Origin of the sequence: Streptomyces sp. BJ20 (assembly GCF_022869105.1) — a bacterium.
GTDB lineage: Bacteria > Actinomycetota > Actinomycetes > Streptomycetales > Streptomycetaceae > Streptomyces > Streptomyces griseoincarnatus.
In genome coordinates, this window is the sequence record NZ_CP094918.1 from 6,561,857 (window position 1) to 6,580,946 (window position 19,090).

A 19,090-nucleotide genomic window follows, 5' to 3' on the forward strand; every position below is an offset into this window, starting at 1 on the left:
AGCGGCACAAGGCGTCGGCAGGGCGCACGCACCGATCGCCGCCCGTCCGCGGGCCGGAGCTCAGAGCGCCCTGAGCGCCTGGGCGGTCGCACGGGTCAGGCCGTCCAGGTAACCCTTCGGCAGCTTCGGGCTGCGGATCACCACCGAGCGCCAGTACAGCGGTCCGGAGATCAGGTCGAGGGCCAGGGCGTGGTCGACGCCGGCGCCGATCTCGCCCCGCTCCTGCGCCGCCGTGACGATGCCCTTGGCGACCCCGTCCTGGCCTTGCCGCAAGGCCTTCTGCACGGCCTCGGCGATCTCGGGGTTGCGGGCGGCCTCGGCCTGGAGGTCGGGGAGGATCTGCGAGGCGACGGGATGGCGCAGGGCGCGCGAGCTGACCTCGTAGAGCAGGCGCAGGTCGCTCTCCAGGGAGCCGGTGTCCGGCGCGGGCAGGCCTTGGACCGCGAGCGCGGAGACCACGTCGAGGACGACGTGCAGCTTGGAGCGCCAGCGGCGGTAGACCGCGGTCTTGCCGACACCGGCACGGCGCGCGATGCCCTCGATCGACATGCGGGCGTAGCCGACGGCGGCGAGCTCCTCGAAGACGGCCGTCCGGATGGCCTCGGTGACATCCTCGCGCAGGACGGCGGCCCCGGCGGGAGCCCGGCGCGGACGTGGCTCGGGCGCGTCGGCGTTCGTCATGCGGTCCAGCATAGGCCGCCCGCGTAGCGACGATACGGTTGCGTTGCGACGTGCATTCGACCTACGCTCGTCGACGCGACGATACGGTCCCGTTCCGACGTCAGGAACCGTGGTCACCGTCGCCCCACCCCCCTCCTAGCGAAAGCAGCGGATGTGAGTCAGGCACTCGACACACCGCCCGCCGCGTCGGCGCGCCCGGAACCGCCCGGGACCGACCTCGCGGCCCTCGCCGCCCGGCACGGTCTCACCGTCAGCGGCGCCCGCCCGCCCCTCGGCGCGTACGTCCGCCAGCTGTGGGGACGGCGCCACTTCATCCTGGCCTTCTCGCAGGCCAAGCTGACCGCCCAGTACAGCAAGGCGAAGCTGGGCCAGCTGTGGCAGGTGGCGACACCGCTGCTGAACGCGGCCGTGTACTTCTTCATCTTCGGCCTGCTGCTCGGCGCCCGTAAGGGCATACCGAGTGACGCCTACGTGCCGTTCCTCGTGACGGGCGTCTTCGTCTTCACCTTCACGCAGAGCTCGGTGCTCGCGGGCGTGCGGGCGATCTCGGGGAACCTGGGCCTGGTCCGGGCGCTGCACTTTCCCCGGGCGTCGCTGCCGATCTCGTTCGCGCTCCAGCAGCTCCAGCAGCTGCTGTTCTCGATGATCGTCCTGGTCGTCGTCATGATCGGGTTCCGCAGCTACCCGGACGCCTCCTGGCTGCTGGTGCTCCCCGCGCTCGCGCTGCAGTTCGTCTTCAACACCGGCCTCGCGCTGATCTTCGCGCGGATGGGCAGCAAGACCCCCGACCTGGCGCAGCTGATGCCGTTCGTGCTGCGGACCTGGATGTACGCGTCCGGCGTGATGTTCTCCATCCCCGCGATGCTGGAGGACAAGAACGTCCCCGCCTGGCTGGCGGACGTCCTCCAGTGGAACCCGGCCGCCATCTACATGGACCTGGTGCGGTTCGCGCTGATCGACCAGTACGACTCGTCCTACCTGCCGCCGCACGTGTGGGCGTTCGCGCTCGGCTGGGCGGTGCTCGCCGGCGTGGTCGGCTTCGTCTACTTCTGGAAGGCAGAGGAGAGGTACGGCCGTGGCTGAGACCCCCCAGGACAGGAGGCCGACGGTCGTCGCCGACGGCGTCGACGTGGTCTACCGCGTCAACGGCACCGGCGCCGGACGCGGCACCGCGACCGCCGCGCTCAACCGCATGCTCCGCCGCGAGCAGACCGAGAAGGCGTCCGGCGTGCGCCGGGTGCACGCCGTGCGGAACGTGTCCTTCGTGGCGTACCGCGGCGAGGCGATCGGGCTGATCGGCACCAACGGCTCCGGCAAGTCCACGCTGCTCAAGGCCGTCGCCGGACTGCTCCCGGTGGAGAACGGCCACATCTACACCGACGGCCAGCCCTCCCTGCTCGGCGTCAACGCGGCCCTGATGGCCGACCTCACCGGCGAGCGCAACGTGATGCTCGGCGGGCTCGCGATGGGCATGTCCCGCGAGGAGGTGAAGGCGCGCTACCAGGACATCGTCGACTTCTCCGGGATCAACGAGAAGGGTGACTTCATCACCCTGCCGATGCGCACCTACTCGTCCGGCATGGCCGCCCGCCTGCGCTTCGCCATCGCCGCCGCCAAGGACCACGACGTGCTCCTCGTCGACGAGGCGCTCGCGACCGGTGACCGCTCCTTCCAGAAGCGCTCCGAGGCCCGCATCCGCGAGCTGCGCAAGCACGCCGGCACGGTGTTCCTGGTCAGCCACAACAACAAGTCCATCCGCGACACCTGCGACCGGGTGCTGTGGCTGGAGCGCGGCGAGCTGCGCATGGACGGGCCGACGGACGAGGTGCTCCGCGAGTACGAGAAGTTCACCGGAGCGGCCCGCTAGCGGATCCGGCGCGGGCGCGCGGGGCCCGCTAGCGGATCCGGCGCGGGCGCGCGAGCGCCGTTCGGGTGGACTTCCCGCCGACCGATTCGCCCCATCGGTGTCACTATGACTGGATGACGACCGACGGGACCGTCCGCGCCGACGAGCAGCCGAAGGAGCCCCGTGATGCCCCAGCTCAGCGTCATCGTCCACGGGCCGAACGCCCAGGACCACCTGACCGGCCTGCTCGACTCGCTCGTCGCCCGCCCTCTGCCGGACGTGGAGGTCGTCGTCGCCGCCGTCGGCGACTGGGCCCGTGAGACGGCCGGGCGGCACGCCCCGCAGCTCCAGGTGGTCCCGCTGCCCGACGGCACCTCCGACGCGGCGGCGAGAGCGGCGGGAGCCGCGCGGGCCACGGGCCGCTGGCTGCACTTCGTCCGCGCCAAGGACGGCCTCCCGCCCGGCAGCCCTCGCACCGTCGCCGAACGCACCGCCGAGCTGCCCGACACCGTCGACGTCCTCCTCCTGGACCATCTGCGCAGCACCTGGCGCAGCTCCGCCCTGCCCTCGGCGGACGGTCCCCTCCTCGCCCGCGCCGGACGCACCGAGCCGGCCCTCGCCGACAGCGCCTACCTGCTGCGCCTCACCCCGCTGCTCGGCACCCGCGTGCTGCGCGCCGACTTCTGGCGGGCCCACGAGGACCACTTCACCACCGACGACGAGCCCCGCGCCGCCCTCGCCGCGCTGCTGCTCGCCGGCCGCGTCTCCTGCCTGCCGCACATCGCCTACGAGGACCGGCGGCTGCGCCCCGCGAGCCTCCCGCCCGTCACCCCCGCACAGCACCTCGCCGCCGTCGACCGCTACGAGGCCCTCCTCGACCTCGCCCAGGACCGTCCGGCCGTCTACACCGTGCTCTACGAGATCATGGTCCGCGACTGCCTGCGCACCTTCGCCCGGGGCGCCGTGCCCGAGCCGGCCGCCCGGGAGTTCTTCCTGCGGGCCGGATCCGCCGCCGTGCGCCGCCGCCCCGAGGGGTACCGCCGTCCCGGCGGCCCGGAAGGCGTGCGCCGCTCGCTGCTGGAGGAGGGCGCCTACACCCGCTACCGCGCCTTCCAGGCCGCCAACCACGCCCGCCGCGCCGTGCGGTCCACGGTGCGCGCCGGACGGCGGCAGGCCGGGGCCCTGGTCCGCGACCACCAGTACCGCGCGGCGCTGCGCCGCCCCGTCGACCCGCACCTCGCTGTGTTCTCCGCCTACTGGAACCGCGGCGTCGCCTGCAACCCCGCCGCGATCGCCGCGGCCCTCGCCGAGCTGGCCCCGCACGTCCACCCGGTGTGGGTGGTGACCGCGCGCAACGCGGCCCTGCTGCCGCCCGGCACCGACCACGTGGTCCCCGGCACCCGCCGCTACTGGGAGGTGCTCGCCACGGCGAAGTACCTCGTCAACAACGTCAACTTCCCGAACGCGGTGGTCAAACGCCCCGACGCGGTGCATGTGCAGACCCACCACGGCACCCCGCTCAAGCGCATGGGCCTCGACCAGATGGCCTACCCGGCCGCCGCGCAGGGCCTGGACTTCGACGCCCTGCTGGAGCGCGTCGACAAGTGGGACTACAGCGTCTCCGCCAACAGCCACACCACCCGCATGTGGGAGCGCGCCTACCCGTCCCGGTACGTCTCCCTCGACCACGGCTATCCGCGCAACGACGTCTACTACACGGCCGGCGCCGACGAGGTGCGCGCGGTCCGCGAGCGGCTGGGCATCGCACCCGGCCGCCGGGCCGTCCTCTACGCGCCCACCCACCGCGACTACGAGGCCGGCTGGACCCCGCGCCTGGACCTGGCCGCGCTCGCCGACCGGCTCGGCGAGGACACCGTGCTGCTGGTGCGCGCCCACTACTTCTACGACTCGGGCCTCTCCCCGCTGGCCGGGCTGCGCCGCTCCGGGCGCGTGATCGACGTGTCCGCGTACGACCCGGTCGAGGAGCTGTGCCTGGCCGCCGACGCGCTGGTCACGGACTACTCGTCGATCATGTTCGACTACGCCAACCTGGACCGCCCGATCGTGATCCACGCGGACGACTGGGAGACGTATCGCACCACGCGCGGGGTGTACTTCGACCTGACGGCCGAGGCGCCGGGGCCGGTCGCGCGCACCCAGGACGACCTGACCGAGATCCTCGCCACGGACGCCTGGCGCGACGAGGGCGCGGCGAAGGCGCGGGCGGCGTTCCGCCGCCGGTTCTGCGAGTTCGACGACGGCCGGGCCGCCGAGCGGGTCGTGCGCCGGGTGTTCCTCGGCGAGGACGAGGCGTCCCTGCCCCCGGTGCTGCCGCCTCAGGAGCGCACCCCGGCGCCGGCCCCCCAGGAGGTGACCGCGTGATGTCCACGTCCCGGCTCCCCGACGTCACCGTCACGGTGATCGTGCACAACGACGCCGGACGGCTGCCCCGCGCCGTGCGCTCCGTGTGCCGCCAGACCCACCGCGAGCTGGAGGTCGTCATCAGCGACGACCACTCCACGGACGACACCCCCCGGGTGGCGCGGGAGCTGGCGGCCGCCGACCCGCGCGTCCGGTACCTGCGCCTTCCGGAGAACAGCGGCGGGTGCAGCGCCCCGCGCAACCGCGCCCTGGAGATCTCCCGGGCGCCGTACCTGATGTTCCTCGACAGCGACGACGAACTGCCGGAGGGGGCGGTCGCCGCCCTGCTGGCCGCGCACCGCGAGCGGGAGATCGACTTCGCGATGGGCGCGGTGCGCCGGATCCGGGTGGACACCGGGCGCCGCTCCACGTGGATGCCGCACCTGGTGGGCGAGCGCCGCACCCTGGACGGCGTCGAGGACGACCCACGGCTGTTCTTCGAGCACCTGGCGACCAGCAAGATGTACGCCCGCGCCTTCCTCGACCGGCACGCGCTGCGCTTCCCGGAGGGCATCCACTACGAGGACCAGCTGTTCTCGGCGCAGGCCTACTGCCTGGCGGAGCGGTTCACGATCGTCCCCGAGCCGGTCTACCTCTGGTACATAGCCCCCTACGTCCGCTCCGACGCCGCGTCCATATCCAACCAGCGGCACCTGATCGGCAACGTCCGCGACCGGATCCACGTGCAGCGGCTGATCGACGCGTTCCTGGCGGAGAGCGGGCACGAGGGGCTGCGCGAGGACAAGGACCACAAGTTCCTCAAGCACGACTTCCGGATGTACGCGGGCGACCTGCCGTACCGCGACGAGGAGTGGCTGGCCGCCTTCGCCGACGAGGTGAACCCCTACCTGGAGACGCTGGCCCCGGGCGCGTACGCGCGGCTGCCCCGCGCGGAGCGGGTGGTGCTCCAGCTGGTGAGGGACCGCCGCCTGCCGGAGGCCGCGCTCGCCGCGCGGGGGCTGGGGTACGGCGTCGCCCCGAGGCGGCTCGCCGCCGAAGCGGACGGCCGGGTCTACTGGGGCGACCGTGTGCCGGACACCGTGGCCGCCCGCCGCGAGCTGGACCTGACCGAGCTGGAGCCGGACACCCGGCCCTTCCCCGGCGCGCTGTTCCGGCACGAGATCACCGGGATGGCCCGCGTCCCGGGGGGCGGCGCCCGCGTGGACCTCACCGTGCGGACCTACGACCCGGCGCTGCGGCTCCCCGTCGGCCCGCAGCGGGCGAGCCTGGTGATCTCCCCGGGCCGGCGCCGCCTCACCGTGCCGTTCCGCCTGGACCCGGTGCGGCCGGGTGTGTTCGAGGGGACGGTGCGGCTGGACCTGGCCGGGGCGCGGCTGCCGCTGGGCGGCTTCTCGGGGGTCCGGCACCCGCTGGTCAGGCTCTCCGGCGGCGGCCGGAGCAACCAGGCGCTGCTGCTGGCTCCCCTGGAGTTCCCGGCGCTGACCGCCCGCGTCCCCTACCGCTCCGGCGCCGCCCCGCACCGGGTCACCGTCGAGCCGGAGGGGCACAACCCAGGGCGCCTCCAGGTCCGCTGGGAGCCGGCCGGCGTCACCGCGGCGCTCCGCCCGCTCGCCGGCCGCCTGGTCCCCCCGCGTCTGCGCAGGGCGGTGCAGCTGGTGGCGGGCGTTGTCCGCTGACGCCCCGCCGGACTCCCGGCACGACGCGTCCCGGGCACCGCCCGCCGACTCCCCCACGTCGCTCACGGCACGGCGTACAGCACCTCTCCGCGCGGCCCCCGGGCCACCGGCCGCAGCGCGGGGTCGTCCAGCGCGCCACGGTGGTCCAGCACCCAGCGCACCTCGTACTCCCGCTCGGTGCGCCGCCGCTCGGCCGGGGGCGTGCCCGCGGCGAAGTACGCCTCGGTGGCGGCCGTACGGCGCTCCTCGTCGGCGAGGAAGAAGTCCGGGTAGCCGGGCGCGACCGTGTAGGGGCCGTAGGCGGGCACCTGGCGGGCGACCCGGCCCTCGGCCATGACGACGTCGCCGTACCGCACCCAGCGGGTGATCCAGCCGTACCCCGGCCACGGCCGCCGGTACTTCTCCGCGACCGGACCCGGCAGCGCGTCGGCCGGGACCACGTACCCGAGGGCGCCCGCCTGCGCCCAGGCGCCGGCCAGCAGCGCCCCGGCGAGCAGCGCCGCCCACACCGACCGCACCCGCCGCGACCCCGCCGCCACGACCGCGAGCGCCGCCGCGAGCTGCGCCGGGATCACCGCCGCCGGCAGGGCCCGCGCCCAGGAGTAGTGCCCGGTGACCCGGCCCGCCGCGACGGCCAGCACCCCCAGGGCGCAGAACACCACCAGCGGGTCCCGGTGGTCGCGCCGCCACCGCCCCACCAGCGCGGCCACCCCGAGCAGCACCAGCCCGAACCGCGCCACCGGCTGCGCGTACAGCACCCGGTGCACCGTCTCCAGCCCTTCCCCGGCGTCCGCCAGCGCGAAGAAGTCGTAGTACGGCCACGCCCCCAGCACCGACACGCCCAGCAGCAGCGCGCCGCCGAGCCGGGGCCACACCGCGCGCCCGGGACGCGCGGCGGCCACCGTGGCGGCCGCGCCGGCCGTGGCCACCACCCCGGAGAACTGGTGGCAGAGCAGGATCACCGCCCACAGCACACCCAGCCCCAGCCACACCCCCCACCCGGCCGGCCGACGCAGCGCCCCGCTCAGCCAGGTCCAGAAGTGGAAGGCGAGCCCCAGCGTGAAGGTGCTCGGGTACGCCGCCGTCAGGGCCAGCGAGTGCAGCCCGGTGAAGCCGCTCCACAGCAGGGGCTCGGTGCCCCACAGGAACAGCAGGGACAGCAGCGCGAGCACGGGCGCGGCCGGGTGCGCGCTCAGCGTCCGCACGTACCGCCACACGCCCGTGACCAGCAGCGCCAGTCCGGCCGCGGCGGCGAGCCGCAGCACCACGAACACATCCAGGCCGGTCGCCCGGGCCACCCCGCCGAGCACCAGCGTCCACGGCGAGTAGTACGGGCTCGGGGTGTTCGCGTCGACCAGCGGGTTGCCGGGGGCGAGCGGGGCGTGCCGCAGCCGCTGCACGGTGGCCGCGTGGACGCCCAGATCGCCCATCCACGGCAGCTGTACGACGACCAGGGTCAGCAGGAGGAGGACGAGTCCGGTGACGCCCGTGGCCAGGACCCGGCCGACGGCGGCCGGGCGGAGCGCGGGGCGGCGCGTGCCGGTCTCCCCGGACACCCCGGACGACGAGGATCGGACAGTCACAGGGGAGCCCTTTCCCGTGACGGGGCCGCCCCCACGGGTTCGCCGCCGATTCCCGCCCAACGCACCACACACGCGCGACGGGCGCCCCGGACCGTGACGGTCCGCGACGCCCCTCCACGGGCCCGGTCGCCCTACGAGTGGGACCTCAGCAGCGTGCGCATGGTCCGCATGGCCACCGACAGGTTGGCCAGGTCGAACGCGTCGGAGCTGTGGATCTCCTCCAGCGTGGTGCGGGCCCGGCCCAGCAGCGCCGCGTTCTTCTGCTCCCACAGCGCGAACCGCTGCTCCGGCGTCGACGTGCCGTCGCCCTCCGCCAGCACGTCCGCGGTGACCGCCGCGTGCGCCGCGTACAGGTCCTCGCGGATCGCCGCGCGGGCCATGGACTGCCACCGGTCCGCGCGCGGCAGCTCGATGATCCGGTCCATCAGCTGGGTGATGCGCAGCCGGTCGGCGAGGTCGTAGTACACCTCGGCGACGTCCAGCGGCTCCTTGCCCATCCGGTCGGCCACCGACACGATGTCGAGCGTCGGGAAGGCGGAGGAGAACCCGGCGACCCGGGTGGCCAGCTCGTCCGGGACGCCGGCGCCGGTGAGCTCGTCGTAGATCTTCCGGTACCAGTCCTGGTCCTCGCCGCGCAGCAGCTTCGGCAGCTGCGCCCAGACCTCCTCCACCCGCTCGGCGAAGAACGACACCGTCTCCTCGAGCTGCAGCGGCTGCGGCCGGTTGTTCAGCAGCCAGCGCGTGCCGCGCTCCACCAGACGGCGCGAGTGCAGCCGGATCCGGGTCTGGGTGGCGGCGTCGACCATGGTGTCGAGCGCCTCCACACCGTCCCACACGACCGAGGAGCGGAAGATCGCGCGGGCCGCGGTCTGCGCCCGGACGATCTCCTCGAGCGACGCCCCGGTCTCCTCGCGCATCCGGTGCAGATACGTGGTGCCGCCGGTGTTGACCGTGTCGTTGACCAGCACGGTCGTGGTGATCTCACGGCGCAGCGGGTGACTGTCGATGTGCTCCCCGAACTGCTCGCGCAGCGCGGTCGGGAAGTACGCGTGCAGCAGCCCCTTGAGGTACGGGTCGTCGGGCAGCGAGGTGTGCAGCAGCTCGTCGGCGACGGTGATCTTCGTGTACGCCAGCAGCACCGCCGTCTCCGGCCCGGTCAGACCCTGCCCGGAGGCGAGCCGCTCGCGGATCTGCCGGTCGGTGGGCAGGAACTCCAGCGCCCGGTCCAGATGCCCCTCGCGCACCAGGTGCTTCAGGAAGCGCTGCTGGGCGTGGATCATGTCCTTCGACTGGGCGAGCGCGTTGGCGATGGCGGTGTTCTGCGCGTAGTTGTTGCGCAGCACCAGGCTGCCGACCTCGTCGGTCATCTCGGCGAGCAGCTTGTTGCGCTGCTTCACCGTCATGTCGCCTTCCTTGACCAGGCCGTTCAGCAGGATCTTGATGTTCACCTCGTGGTCGGAGGTGTCCACGCCCGCGCTGTTGTCGATGGCGTCGGTGTTGATCCGGCCGCCGTGCAGCGCGAACTCGATCCGGCCGAGCTGGGTCATGCCCAGGTTGCCGCCCTCGCCGACGACGGAGACCCGCAGGTCCTTGCCGTCGACGCGGATCGCGTCGTTGCTCTTGTCGCCGACGTCCGCGTCGGTCTCGGTGGACGCCTTGACGTAGGTGCCGATGCCGCCGTTCCACAGCAGGTCGACCGGCGCCGTGAGGATGGCCTTCATCAGGTCGGCCGGGGTCATCTTGGCGATCTTGCCCTCGATGCCCAGGGCCTCACGGATGTGTCCGTTGAGCTGGATCGCCTTGGCCGTGCGCGGGAAGACGCCGCCGCCCGCGGAGATCAGCTCGGCGTTGTAGTCGGCCCAGCTGGAACGCGGCAGCTCGAACAGCCGGCGGCGCTCGGCGTACCCGGTGGCCGCGTCCGGGTTCGGGTCGATGAAGATGTGCCGGTGGTCGAAGGCCGCGACCAGGCGGATGTGCTCGCTGAGCAGCATGCCGTTGCCGAACACGTCGCCGGACATGTCGCCGATGCCGACGACCGTGAAGTCCTCGCTCTGGGTGTCCACGCCCAGCTCGCGGAAGTGCCGCTTGACGGACTCCCAGGCGCCGCGGGCGGTGATGCCCATGCCCTTGTGGTCGTAGCCGGCCGAGCCGCCTGAGGCGAAGGCGTCCCCGAGCCAGAAGTTGTAGCTCTCGGCGACCTCGTTGGCGATGTCGGAGAAGGTCGCGGTGCCCTTGTCGGCGGCGACGACCAGGTAGGTGTCGTCCTCGTCGTGCCGGACGACGTCCGCCGGCGGCACGACCTCGCCGCCCACCATGTTGTCGGTGATGTCGAGGAGCGCGGAGATGAACGTCCGGTAGGAGGCGATGCCCTCGGCCATCCAGGCGTCGCGGTCGACGGCCGGGTCGGGCAGCTGCTTGGCGACGAAGCCGCCCTTGGCGCCCACCGGCACGATGACGGTGTTCTTCACCATCTGCGCCTTGACCAGGCCGAGGATCTCGGTGCGGAAGTCCTCACGCCGGTCGGACCAGCGCAGACCGCCGCGCGCGACCTTGCCGAAGCGCAGGTGCACGCCCTCCACCCGCGGCGAGTACACCCAGATCTCGAACGCCGGACGCGGCGCGGGCAGGTCCGGGATGGCCTGCGGGTCGAACTTCATGGAGACGTAGTCGTGCGGCTCGCCGCCGCGCGCCTCCTGGAAGAAGTTGGTCCGCAGCGTCGCCTTGATGACGGTGAGGAAGGAGCGCAGGATGCGGTCCTCGTCGAGGCTGGCGACCTGGTCGAGAGCGGCGTCCAGCTCCTCCAGCAGGGCGTCCACCAGCTCGTACCCGGCGCGCTGCCGGTCCGGCGACATCCGCGCCTCGAACAGGGAGACCAGCAGCCTGGTGGTGTGGACGTTGTTGCGGAGGGTGTCCTCCATGTAGTCCTGGCTGAAGGTGGACCCGGCCTGGCGCAGGTACTTGGCGTACGCGCGCAGCACCATCGCCTGGCGCCAGGTGAGCCCGGCGCTCAGCACGAGGGCGTTGAAGCCGTCGTTCTCCGCCTTGCCGGTCCAGGTCGCCGCGAAGGTGTCCTGGAAACGCTCGCGGGCGTCGTCGCCGAGGTGGTCCACCCCGCCGCCGGGCGCCTGCGGCATGCGCAGCCCGAAGTCGTAGATGTAGGCGACGCTGCGGTCGTCGCACCGCAGTTCGTACGGCCGCTCGTCGACGACCTCGACGCCGAGGCGCTGCAGCACCGGCAGCACCGCGGACAGGGAGACGGCCTCGCCGGTGCGGTAGATCTTGAAGCGGCGCTCGTCGGGCGCCGCGCCCACCGGCTCGTACAGGCTGAGCGCGAAGTCGCGCTGCTCGCCCAGCTCCTCCAGGCGCACCAGGTCGGCCACGGCCCCGCGCGGGGTGTGGTCGGCCTTGTAGCCCTCGGGGAAGGCGCCCGCGTAGCGGCGCAGCAGCTCGGCGGCGCGCTCCTCGCCCAACTCCGTGGTCAGGGCCTCGGAGAAGCCGTCGGACCAGTTGCGGGCCGCCTCGGCCAGCCGCGTCTCGAGGCGTTCCTTGTCGCTGTCGGACAGGTGGCTCAGTTCGGTGCCCTGCGGGACGCGGACGACGAAGTGCAGCCGGGACAGGACCGACTCGGTGTTCCAGGCGGTGAAGTCGACGCTGACGCCGCCGAGCTCCTCCTTGAGGATGTCGATGATCCGCAGCCGCACCGCGGTGGTGTAGCGGTCGCGCGGCAGGTAGACGAGGGCGGAGTAGTAGCGCCCGTACTCGTCCTGGCGCAGGTACAGCCGCAGCCGGCGGCGCTCCTGGAGGTAGAGCACCGAGGTGGCGATGGACTGCAGCTCCTCGACCGGGGTCTGGAACAGCTCGTCGCGCGGGTAGGTCTCCAGGATCTGGAGCAGGTCGCGCCCGTCGTGGCTGTGCGGGGAGAAGCCGGCCCGCTCCAGGACGTCCTCGACCTTGCGGCGGATCACGGGCACCCGGCGCACGGACTCGGTGTACGCGGCGGAGGAGAACAGTCCGAGGAAGCGGCGCTCGCCGATGACGTTGCCGTCGGCGTCGAACTTCTTCACGCCGATGTAGTCCAGGTACGACGGCCGGTGCACGGTGGCGCGGCTGTTGGCCTTGGTGAGGACGAGCAGCTTGTGCTCGCGGGCCTTGGCGCGGGCGTCGGCGGGCAGCCGCTCGAAGGACGGGCTGACCGGGTGGTCCTCGTCGGCCGCGTGGTGCGGGTCGGAACGCAGGATGCCGAGGCCGGTGCCGGGCACGGCGGCCAGCGAGTCGTCGGCGCGCAGCTCGTACTCGCGGTAGCCGAGGAAGGTGAAGTGGTCGTCGGCGAGCCAGTGGAGCAGCTCGCGGGCCTCCTCGACCTGCAGCGGGGGCAGGTCGGTGGGGACGGGCTCGTCGGGCAGCGCGTCGGCCAGCGAGGTGGCGGCCTGGCGCATCTTGCCCCAGTCCTCGACGGCCTCGCGGACGTCGGAGAGGATCCGCAGCAGGTCGGCGGTGATCTGCTTGAGGTCGCCGCGGTCGGTCTCGCGGTCGATCTCCACGTGGATCCAGGACTCGACGTGCGCGTCGTGCGGCAGATCGCGGACGTCCTGCGGGAGATCGCCGCTCACCGGGTCGGAGAGGACCTCGATCAGCTTGCCGGTGACGTCCCGGCGGACCACGAACTGCGGGTGGATCACCACGTGGATGCCGCGGCCCTGGCGGGTCAGCTCGTTGGTGACGGAGTCGACGAGGAAGGGCATGTCGTCGGTGACGACCTCGACGACGGAGTGGCTGCAGGTCCAGCCGTTCTCCTCGACGGTCGGGGTGTGCACCCGGACGTTCGCCGTGCCCTGCGGGCGGTTCTCGGCGAGCCGCCGGTGCGAGACTGCGGCACCGAAGATGTCGACCGGGTCGCGGTCGGTGAGGTCTTCCGGGGCGGTGTGCAGGTAGTAGCGCTGGAGGAACGCGAGGACGGCATCCCGGTCGGGTGTGTCCCCCTCCGCGGTCCCAGTCGGCAGTTTCCCCCCGGCCGGGCTGTTCTCAGCTACCCGGGCGGCCCGATCGAGCAGCTCGGCCTTGGCTTCGTCCAGCTTGGTCTGCATGGTCCTCTGGCTCCTGTCGCGCGCCGTTGCGTGACGTAGAAGGAAGTACGGTCTCCGACCCTGAGGTGCGGCGGTACGACACGGGGTGTCCGGTCTGTGCCGACGGTATGCCGCAGGGTGAGAGGAGCGGGGGCTTCTCGGCGGAATTGAGTGCGTCCGACGGGTGTGACGTGGCTCTCCGTGACGTCGGCCCCCCTGTGGTGCGCCGCGTCCCGTGCCGCCCGCGAGGATCAGCGGTCGCCACCCGGTCACGGATGTCCTCCGTGCTCGCCGGGCGCACAGCGGGGACGCCACGGTCCCCGCGAGCTATCGCGCTGATCACGCTGCCTAGGCTATCGCTCTCCGGAGGGGCCCCGTCATGAGCCGTATGTGTACAAAACCGGGGGGCGAACTTTGACGTTTCGCACAGTGCGGCGGGCTCCTCACGTCAGCCGGAGACCGCCAGGCGTTCCGCCTCCGCCACGGCCTCGCTCAGGCTGTCGACCACCGGAACCCCGACCGCCTCCAGGCCGGCCCGGCCGTGCGAGCCGCCGGTCCACAGCACGGCGTGCGCGCCCACGTGGAGCGCGGCCAGCGCGTCGTCGGCCGCGTCGCCGATGACCACCGTGCGCCGCGGGTCCACCGTGCCGCGCAGCGCGTCCAGGTGGCGCACCATGTGCTCCGCCTTGCTGCCGCCGGAGGGTCCTGTGCGGCCGTCGACGCGTATGAAGTGGGAGGAGATCCCGAAGTCCTCCACCAGCGGGACCAGCTCCTCGTGCCCGTACATGCTGAGGATCGACTGGCTGCGGCCCGCCGCCACCCACCCCGTGAGCAGGTCCTCCACGCCGTCGGCGAGGCCGCAGCGCACCCGGTGCTCGGTGTAGTGGCGGTGGAAGACGGCGTCCATGACCTCCCACTCGGCCTGGCTGGGCAGCCGGCCCATCAGCCGCTCGTAGAAGCGCGGCACCGGCACGCAGTACAGCTCCCGGTACCGCTCCAGCGTGATGGGCGCGAGTCCCAGCTCGGCGAAGGCCGCGTTCGTCGCCCCGATGACCGCGTCGACGTCGTGGAAGAGCGTGCCGTTCCAGTCCCAGACGATGTGCGCGTCCGTGTGCGTCCCCATGTGGAAAACCTACCCGGGCCGTCAGGCGACGAGCTGCGGGACCTCCTGCGTCGCGAACCACAGCAGCTCGTGGTCCTCCGCGCCGTCCACGACGGACCGCGCGTCGTCGTCGCCCTCGTCCGCCGCGTCCAGCGCCCGTGCGGCGGCCGCCACGTCCTCCTCGGCGTCCTCCGCGTCCACGTGCACGGCGGCCGCCTTCGCCAGGCGTACGGGCCCGGCGAGGCGCACCTCGCCCAGCGCGTCCCGCTCCGGGCCCCGGCCGGGGTCGGCGGAGGCGGCGCCGTCGGCCACGTCCACGGCGACCACCACCCGGCGGCGCGGCGCGGCGGGGTCGGCGGCGAGGAGACGCAGGGAGGCCAGCGCGGCGCGGCCGAGCGCGGCGTACTCCAGCTCCTCGATGTCGTCGGAGAGGTACCACTCGCGCAGCGCGGGCGTCACGGCGTACGCGGTGAACGGCCCTTCGCCCAGCTGCCCCGTCCTGTGCGCCTCGGCGAGCCCGGGGAGGGTGAGGGGGACGTAGACGCGCATGGTCGGCCGCTTTCGTCAGCTCGGGTCACTTCTTCGGCAAGGTCTCAGAATACGTCGCGCCCGTCCCCCTTCGAGCCCTCGCCGCCCCCTCCGGGACCGTCACCCCGGGTCCACGGATTCACCCGCCCCACCCGCGTGAACAAGGGCTCGTCCGGCGGCGGACCACCCGGATAAGTGAACTTCCCACCGCACTCCCCGCACCCCCGCCCCTCCTTGCCCCGCCCCCACACGTCCCCGTACAAGATCCCCGTCACGAAGTTACTGCCCGGTACCCGGCTCCCCCCGCCGGCCCGGCCTTCAGAACGGGGCCCTCGTGCACAAGGTCATGAGCAGAACACCACGCCGCTCCCCCGCAGCGGTCCCCCCACGCGTCCCCACGACGAGCACCTCCGTGTCCCCTTCCCCCGACGCGGGCCGCCCCAGGAACACGCCGCGACGCCGCACCCGCCCGACGGACAACCGTCCGGCGGGCCGAGCACCGACGCGCGGCGGCCGCGCGGGCTCAGAGCCCGGGGCACCGTCCGCCGCGCCGCCTGAGCACCTGAGCGCGGTGTCCGCAGACGCGGGATCCCGCCCAGTGGGCCGCGCGGCCCCCGGCCCGGGAACGGCACCGGCGGCGCCGCCTCCGCACACCCCGGCCGGCGCCGGGCGAAGGACGGACGGCTCGGCGTCGGGCAGCCGGGGCGGCTCTTCGAGCACGCCGCCCGAGCGCCTGAACGGGGCGGCCGCGGGCACGGCCATGGGCGCACCCGGCCGGAGGGCCGATGGCACGGCGGTCGCCAACGGGACCCGAGTGCCGTCGGGCAGGAGGCTCCGGAGCCCGGGCACAGCGCCCGTCGGCGCGCCCGCCGACCACGGCCGGCCGGCGGGCGGAACGCCGCCCGGGGCCCCGCGCACGGCACCGGACGGCACCGCGTCCGCCCGGCCGGGCGGGATGCCCCGGGGCGTCCCGCAGCCTCGGCCCACCGACCGCTTCGCGGAACTGCTCGTCGCCGTGCTCAGCGGGCAGCGCCCCGTACACGCGATGTTGCGGCACAGTGCCGGACAGGCCTACGACGAGCTGATCCGGCTCGCCGAGCGCGGGCCCCTGCGGACGCGTGGGGCGCGGCCCGTGGTGCGGGACATCGGCTGGTTCGTGCCGCGGGAGGGCGCCATCGAGGCGTTCGCGCGGATCGGCGCCGGGGACAGGCTCCGCGCCATGGCGTTCCGGCTGGAGCGGGGCCGGGACCTCCGCTGGCGCTGCACCGCCGTCGAGCTGGGCGGCCCCCGCTGACGACCCCGCACAACGGCCGGGGCCGGACACCCTCAGGTGCCCGGCCCCGGCCGTCAGTGCCGACAGTTCCGTCGGTGCGGCGACGTCACTTCTTGCGGCGACGCCCGCCCCGCGCCTGCTTCCGGCGCTCCGCGCGGGTCAGGCCGTCCGCGGAGGAGCGCACCGGCTCGTCGTCGGTGGCCAGCTCGCCCTCGATGGTGCCGCCCTCGCCGTCCACCGTGGGAGCGGAGAAGTGGAGGTTCCGCCGCTGCGGGGCGTCCAGCCCCTTCGCGCGGATCTCCGGCCGCGCCTGCGCCGGCACCGCGTCCTGCTTCTCCAGGTCGGCGGTCGGCTTGACGTCCTCGACCGGCACCTCCTCGACCTGCTGCTCGACCTGGACCTCCAGGTTGAACAGGTAGCCGACGGACTCCTCCTTGATGCCGTCCATCATCGCGCTGAACATGTCGAAGCCCTCGCGCTGGTACTCGACCAGCGGGTCCTTCTGGGCCATCGCGCGCAGGCCGATGCCCTCCTGGAGGTAGTCCATCTCGTAGAGGTGCTCGCGCCACTTGCGGTCCAGCACCGACAGCACGACCCGCCGCTCCAGCTCGCGCATGATCTCGGAGCCGAGCTGCGCCTCGCGCGCCTCGTACTGGGCGCGGATGTCGTCCTTGATGGACTCGGAGATGAACTCGGCGGTCAGACCGGCACGGTCGCCGGCCGCCTCCTCCAGCTCCTCGATGGAGACGCTCACCGGGTAGAGCTGCTTGAACGCGCCCCACAGCCGGTCGAGGTCCCAGTCCTCGGGGAAGCCCTCGGCGGTCTCCGCCTGGACGTACGCGTCGATCGTGTCGTCCATGAAGTGGTGGATCTGCTCCTGCAGGTCCTCGCCCTCCAGGACGCGGCGGCGCTCGCCGTAGATGACCTCGCGCTGCCGGTTGAGCACCTCGTCGTACTTCAGGACGTTCTTACGCGTCTCGAAGTTCTGCGTCTCCACCTGCGACTGCGCGGACGCGATCGCACGGGTGACCATCTTGTTCTCGATCGGCACGTCGTCCGGCACGTTCGCCATGGACATCACGCGCTCGACCATCTGCGCCTTGAACAGCCGCATCAGGTCGTCGCCGAGCGACAGGTAGAAGCGGGACTCGCCCGGGTCGCCCTGACGGCCGGAACGACCGCGCAGCTGGTTGTCGATACGCCGCGACTCGTGCCGCTCGGTACCGAGGACGTAGAGGCCGCCGAGCTTCTCGACCTCGTCCTTCTCGGCCTTCACGGCCTCCTCGGCGCGCGCCAGCGCCTCCGGCAGGGCCGCGGCCCACTCCTCGATGTGCTCCTCGGGGTCGAGGCCGCGCTGCCGCAGCTCCGCCTCCGCGAGGTCCTCGGGGTTGCCGCCGAGCTTGATGTCCGTACCACGGCCGGCCATGTTCGTGGCGACCGTGACGGCGCCGCGGCGGCCGGCCTGGGCGACGATCTGCGCCTCACGCTCGTGGTGCTTGGCGTTCAGCACCTCGTGCTGGATGCCCCGCTTGCTGAGCTGCTGCGACAGGTACTCGGACTTCTCGACCGAGGTGGTGCCGACGAGGATCGGCTGCCCCTTGCGGTGCTTCTCCTCGATGTCGTCGACGACCGCCTCGAACTTGGCGACCTCGGTGCGGTAGATCAGGTCCGACTGGTCCTTGCGGACCATCGGCCGGTTGGTCGGGATGGGCACCACGCCGAGCTTGTAGATCTGGTGGAACTCGGCGGCCTCGGTCATCGCCGTACCGGTCATGCCGGACAGCCCCGGCATCTCCTTGCCGTTGTGGTCGTGGCGCTTGTAGAGGCGGAAGAAGTTCTGCAGCGTGATCGTGGCGAGCGTCTGGTTCTCGTCCTTGATCGGCACGCCCTCCTTGGCCTCGATGGCCTGGTGCATGCCCTCGTTGTACCGGCGGCCGGCGAGGATACGTCCGGTGTGCTCGTCGACGATCATGACTTCGTCGTCGATGATGACGTAGTCCTTGTCCTTCTTGAAGAGCTCCTTCGCCTTGATGGCGTTGTTCAGGTAGCCCACGAGCGGCGTGTTCACCGACTCGTACAGGTTGTCGATGCCGAGCCAGTCCTCGACCTTGGCGACGCCCGCCTCGTGAATGGCGACCGTGCGCTTCTTCTCGTCGACGTCGTAGTCGCCGGTCTCCTCGATGCCCTTCAGCGGCTGGCCGGCCTCGCCGCGCTTGAGGCGCTTGACCAGCTTGGCGAAGTCGCCGTACCACTTGGTGGCCTGGTCGGCGGGGCCGGAGATGATCAGCGGCGTACGGGCCTCGTCGATGAGGATGGAGTCGACCTCGTCGACGATGGCGAAGTTGTGTCCGCGCTGCACCAGCTCGTCCTTCGACCACGCCATGTTGTCGCGCAGGTAGTCGAAGCCGAACTCGTTGTTCGTGCCGTAGGTGATGTCGCACGCGTACTGGGCGCGGCGCTGGGCCGGCGTCATGTTGGCGAGGATGCAGCCGACCTCCAGGCCCAGGAAGCGGTGGACGCGGCCCATCATCTCCGAGTCACGCTCGGCCAGGTAGTCGTTGACCGTGATGATGTGGACGCCCTCGCCGGACAGGGCGTTGAGGTAGGCGGGGAGCGTGCCGACGAGGGTCTTGCCCTCACCGGTCTTCATTTCCGCCACGTAACCCATGTGCAAGGCCGCGCCGCCCATGATCTGGACGTCGTAGTGGCGCTGGCCCAGCACGCGCCGGGCGGCTTCGCGCACCGTGGCGAAGGCCTCGGGCAGCAGGTCGTCCAGGCTCTCACCGTCGGCGTAGCGCTGCTTGTACTCATCGGTGAGGGCCCGCAGCTCGGCGTCGGAGAGGCCTTCGAAGTCCTCTTCGATGGAGTTGACCTGGTCCGCGATGCGGTGCAGCTTGCGCAGGATTTTGCCTTCGCCTGCACGCATGATCTTCGAGAGGACGGACACGGGGGTTGG

At 72.6% G+C, this 19,090-nt stretch carries 11 protein-coding genes; 5 read left to right on the top strand and 6 right to left on the bottom strand.

The genetic code is table 11. The features are described 5' to 3' along the window. Window positions 1-60: 60 nt before the first annotated feature. Window positions 61-693, bottom strand: a complete 633-nt coding sequence (locus MTR79_RS29550) for a TetR/AcrR family transcriptional regulator (protein ID WP_244792425.1) — start codon at window positions 691-693, stop codon at window positions 61-63. A gap of 141 nt (window positions 694-834) precedes the next feature. On the opposite strand from MTR79_RS29550, the gene MTR79_RS29555 reads away from it, so the two are divergent. The 4 genes from MTR79_RS29555 to MTR79_RS29570 all read left to right on the top strand — a co-directional run bounded on the left by MTR79_RS29555 (window position 835) and on the right by MTR79_RS29570 (window position 6,585). Next, window positions 835-1,764: an ABC transporter permease gene (locus MTR79_RS29555; RefSeq protein WP_086704489.1), complete on the top strand. Its 930-nt coding sequence runs from the start codon at window positions 835-837 to the stop codon at window positions 1,762-1,764. Then, the gene (locus tag MTR79_RS29560; protein WP_244792427.1) at window positions 1,757-2,548 is read left to right on the top strand and encodes an ABC transporter ATP-binding protein; all 792 of its coding nucleotides are present in this window, start codon (window positions 1,757-1,759) and stop codon (window positions 2,546-2,548) included. Before MTR79_RS29555 ends, MTR79_RS29560 begins: the two co-directional genes overlap by 8 nt. 165 nt (window positions 2,549-2,713) lie before the next feature. Continuing rightward, window positions 2,714-4,909 (top strand): CDP-glycerol glycerophosphotransferase family protein, encoded by a 2,196-nt coding sequence (locus MTR79_RS29565; RefSeq protein ID WP_189365177.1) that lies wholly within the window; start codon window positions 2,714-2,716, stop codon window positions 4,907-4,909. Continuing rightward, on the top strand, window positions 4,909-6,585 hold the full coding sequence (locus tag MTR79_RS29570; RefSeq protein WP_244792429.1) for a glycosyltransferase family 2 protein: 1,677 nt from the start codon (window positions 4,909-4,911) through the stop codon (window positions 6,583-6,585). The genes MTR79_RS29565 and MTR79_RS29570 overlap by 1 nt, the downstream gene beginning before the upstream one ends. A 62-nt stretch (window positions 6,586-6,647) precedes the next feature. On the opposite strand, the gene MTR79_RS29575 is transcribed toward MTR79_RS29570, so the two are convergent. The 4 genes from MTR79_RS29575 to MTR79_RS29590 form a co-directional block, all read right to left on the bottom strand. After that, window positions 6,648-8,168 carry a hypothetical protein gene (locus MTR79_RS29575; protein WP_244792431.1) on the bottom strand — a complete coding sequence of 507 codons (1,521 nt, stop codon included), beginning with the start codon at window positions 8,166-8,168 and terminating at the stop codon, window positions 6,648-6,650. Window positions 8,169-8,299: 131 nt separating this feature from the next. Continuing rightward, window positions 8,300-13,252, bottom strand: a complete 4,953-nt coding sequence (locus MTR79_RS29580) for an NAD-glutamate dehydrogenase (RefSeq protein ID WP_189365174.1) — start codon at window positions 13,250-13,252, stop codon at window positions 8,300-8,302. Between the two features lie 427 nt (window positions 13,253-13,679). Beyond that, window positions 13,680-14,354, bottom strand: coding sequence for an HAD family hydrolase (locus tag MTR79_RS29585; RefSeq protein ID WP_086699375.1), 675 nt, complete (start codon window positions 14,352-14,354; stop codon window positions 13,680-13,682). Window positions 14,355-14,375: 21 nt separating this feature from the next. Then, entirely contained in the window at window positions 14,376-14,882 is a 507-nt protein-coding gene (locus tag MTR79_RS29590) for a hypothetical protein (RefSeq protein WP_189365173.1), read from the bottom strand. A 550-nt stretch (window positions 14,883-15,432) separates the two neighbouring features. Between MTR79_RS29590 and MTR79_RS29595 the strand changes: the two genes are divergently transcribed. Beyond that, window positions 15,433-16,155 carry an Rv3235 family protein gene (locus MTR79_RS29595; RefSeq protein ID WP_244792433.1) on the top strand — a complete coding sequence of 241 codons (723 nt, stop codon included), beginning with the start codon at window positions 15,433-15,435 and terminating at the stop codon, window positions 16,153-16,155. An 85-nt stretch (window positions 16,156-16,240) separates the two neighbouring features. On the opposite strand, the gene secA is transcribed toward MTR79_RS29595, so the two are convergent. Continuing rightward, entirely contained in the window at window positions 16,241-19,081 is a 2,841-nt protein-coding gene (gene secA, locus MTR79_RS29600) for a preprotein translocase subunit SecA (RefSeq protein WP_086704880.1), read from the bottom strand. Window positions 19,082-19,090: the final 9 nt, after the last annotated feature.